Here is a 3,095-nt window from a genome sequence, read left to right as displayed (position 1 = left end):
CCGTAAAGCGTATCGCTGCCCGCCCCGCCCAGAAGCGTGTCGTCGTCCTCCCCACCGTTCAGCGAGTCGTCGTCGTCGCCGCCGACAAGCGTATCCTCGCCGGCGCCGCCATTCAGAACGTCGTTGCCACCATCGCCAGCCAAGCTGTCGTTGCCCGCGAGGCCGTTGATTACGTCGTTGCCGCCCAATCCGGAAATGTTGTCATCGAGGTCGGTACCATCAAGGAGATCGTCAAGTTCTGTTCCAGACATCGTTGCCGCCCCCCAGCGAACAAATGACTTTGTCAAAAACCTCCAAGTCGGTTTGGCGTCCGACCAGTTGAGATGTGTAAGAATTCAGCCTGACCAGCGTGCCTTCTCGAAAACGATTCTGTCAAAACCTTTCCGCTTGCCCTTTCCGAGACAACTTACTCCGATTCCTCGGATCATATTCTGGTCCCAGTGCATCGAAGAGTTCGCCGAGCTCGCCTTCATACTTCCTCCATGCACCAACAGACGAAGAGTAGAGGGGGCGCCGGACCTGGTGAACACTCAGAGTATCGACCTTGCGTTGGTTGTCGAAGAACCTCAGGCAGCGCTCCTCCCAGTCGAGACCGCAAGCCCCTATCAGCCGACGAGCCTCTCGCTCCGGATCGCGAATGAGCTTCTCGTACCAGACCTCAACGAAAGCTTCCGGAATTCTGTCCTGCCAGAAACGCACGACATTCTGAAAGTTCGCAAAATAGCGCCCCAAATCTTTCAGGCCGTAGGAATACGTGTGTTGTCTCGGCTTGAACAGATTTTTGTACAGCGAGAGCAGATTGTCGCGCGGGTCGCGACGCACCAATATGATCCTTGCTTTCGGAACTACGAGCTTGAGAAGCCCCATGTAGTAGTATGTCTGCATCCCCTTATCCGTGATGATATCTGAACCTGGCCGAGCTTCGCGCATCCGGGAGGCTATTCGATGACCGAGATCGACAAAGTCTTGGCCTTCAAGAACCGGACCAACCCTCCGCGCAAGCTTTGCCTCCTTCAAGAATTCCATTGCCTCCAATGCAGCAATGCCAAGTTCTCCACCGGCGGCAACCTGGCTGTGGCTTGAGATAATTTGCTCGATCAAAGTTGTTCCTGAGCGCGGCAGGCCCGTAACAAAAATTGGCGCGAAGTCCGTGGCACCTTCCGCTTCATGGAAGTGATCCAAAATACGTGCCTGCTCTGAAATTAGTGCCTCTTGTTTCCTGAAATGGCCCGCAACGTTGAAAGGATAGAGCTTCCGCATATGGTCATTCGCGGGACGAAGGTAGGAAAAGACCATGCCCGAAAGACCTAGATCTTCGTTGGCCTTGGCCAACGCGAATCCCACCTTCGCTCTGCTATCCTCGGAGATATCTGGCTTTGCGAGCAATGCCTCCATCCTGCCTATCACCGGATCAGTCGGCCCGGGAACATGGGTCAAAAGAAACATCCGGTATGTTTCACCATTCAGAGGATCGAGCTCCAGGGCTCGACGAAACAGCTCTTCGGCTTCCTGGAAACGGCCAAGGTGCTGCAGGAAGCTCGCCTTGGCGGAAAGAACAGCGGCTGGCACATCGGACTGCCTGAGCGCCAAGTCGAACGTCTTTTCGGCTCGTTCAGTCTGCCCGGCTGCTTCAAGCGCACGAGCAAGCAAACAAAACGCCGTTGCATCAGATGCTTCAGATTCAAGGGCTGGCTGTAAGACAGCCTCAACCTTGTCCGGTCTTCTTGCTTGAAGCAAGGCCTCACCGAGCTGCAGCCTGGCAGCCATGTGGTTCGGGTCGAGCAAAAGAGCCCGCCGAAAGGCAGCGATCGCCTCAGCGTACTGATGTAGCCGCAGGTGAGCGTTGCCAAATGCTGTCAGGACCACGCTCGACATATCAGGAAGAAGGCGCAGAGCTTCACCCAACTCTGCGACGGCTTCCTTGTATCGTCCTTGCCTGAGAAGAAATCGACCAAAATTTGCCCGAGTCTCCGCATATTGCGGTGCCAGTTCTTTGGCGTCACGATAGAATTTTTCCGCAAGTGCAGGCTGCGAGAGTGCACTGTAGGCATTTCCCAATATGTCCAAGACAAAGGAAGCTGTGGGATGAGCTGCCTGCAGGAGCTTTGCTTCTGTTATCGCCTCAGAAAATCTTCCAGATTTCATCAATCCAACAAGGCGCCTCGCTTTGTCCAGCGGAACATCGGCGATATCGGCTTTTGATTTGGCTGAGACCGGAAGCAATTTCTTCCTCATCTTTTCGAAGGTATCCGGGTCAATGCCGGCTTCCTCTGCACGCCTCAGGAAACGCTCGCCCTTCGAGCGGTCGCCCAATGCGGAAATCGCCTGTGCGCACAGCAACCAGGTTTCTGAGGTCATTCGTTTCTGGAGCAGCAGCGGTTCAAAAAGGTCGGTGCACCTGTGATAGTCTTTTAGATCGAGAAGGGCTTGTGCCAAACCTCGTGTCGCCTCATCTAAACCCGGATCGATCTTTAGTATTAATTCATAAGTGCGCCTGGCTCTATTCAGTTGATATGAAGACTGCAGATCCCGAGCCATGGTCAGCAATGCGTGGGTTTTTTTGTTTTCCAAACCGTTGCGCATTGCCAGCTGCAATCCTTGGGAGATTTTTTCGCATTCTAGATTTTCGAATCCTCCGGTCTCGGATTCGATCTCAGATTCCAATACTCGAGCTATGCCTTCGTCGGCACTCCTCGCTTGGATGCTAGCTTCGTCTGCCAGGCCTTGGCAATCGAACTACATGTCACATCCCGGAAGGTAATATGGCTGCTTCTTGAAGGTGCTGCCAGACTGGAGGGGATGGGACTCCCGTCGAACCTTCTCCAGCCTTCAAGTTTGTTTTGCTATAGCGTGGTGCGCTTTGAGCTGCTCTTGTGCTGGGGGCTCGGCGACTACCAAGTCAAATTCCTCTCGACCGTTCACCTTGTCGACCAACCATTCTCTTTCTGTCCGTATCGCGCCTCAGCTTGAAATTTTCTCTGGAGGTGAGGCTGCGCTCCGAGTTGAAATGGTTGCAGACCGAGGCGTGGACGGCGGCGAATTTCTGCAAACTTCGCATCCGCCTGAAGCGCAGCATCGCCCGTTCTCGTCGTCGG

Annotated in this window: 2 protein-coding genes and 1 pseudogene; all 3 read right to left on the bottom strand. The window is 54.3% G+C overall.

Annotation, left to right across the window (positions count from 1 at the left end; genetic code table 11):
* Nucleotides 1–251: calcium-binding protein (locus tag AC2FNA_RS24080; protein ID WP_496830955.1), on the bottom strand; the 251-nt coding region annotated here is incomplete at its 3' end.
* 121 nt (nucleotides 252–372) lie between these two features.
* Nucleotides 373–2,664, bottom strand: coding sequence for a tetratricopeptide repeat-containing sulfotransferase family protein (locus tag AC2FNA_RS24075; protein ID WP_496830953.1), 2,292 nt, complete (start codon nucleotides 2,662–2,664; stop codon nucleotides 373–375).
* A gap of 235 nt (nucleotides 2,665–2,899) precedes the next feature.
* Nucleotides 2,900–3,095, bottom strand: a pseudogene (locus AC2FNA_RS24070) (hypothetical protein); the annotation flags it as partial.

It is taken from the genome of Ruegeria sp. YKSD163 (assembly GCF_059612905.1).
This window is presented reverse-complemented; position numbering and strand designations above follow the sequence as displayed.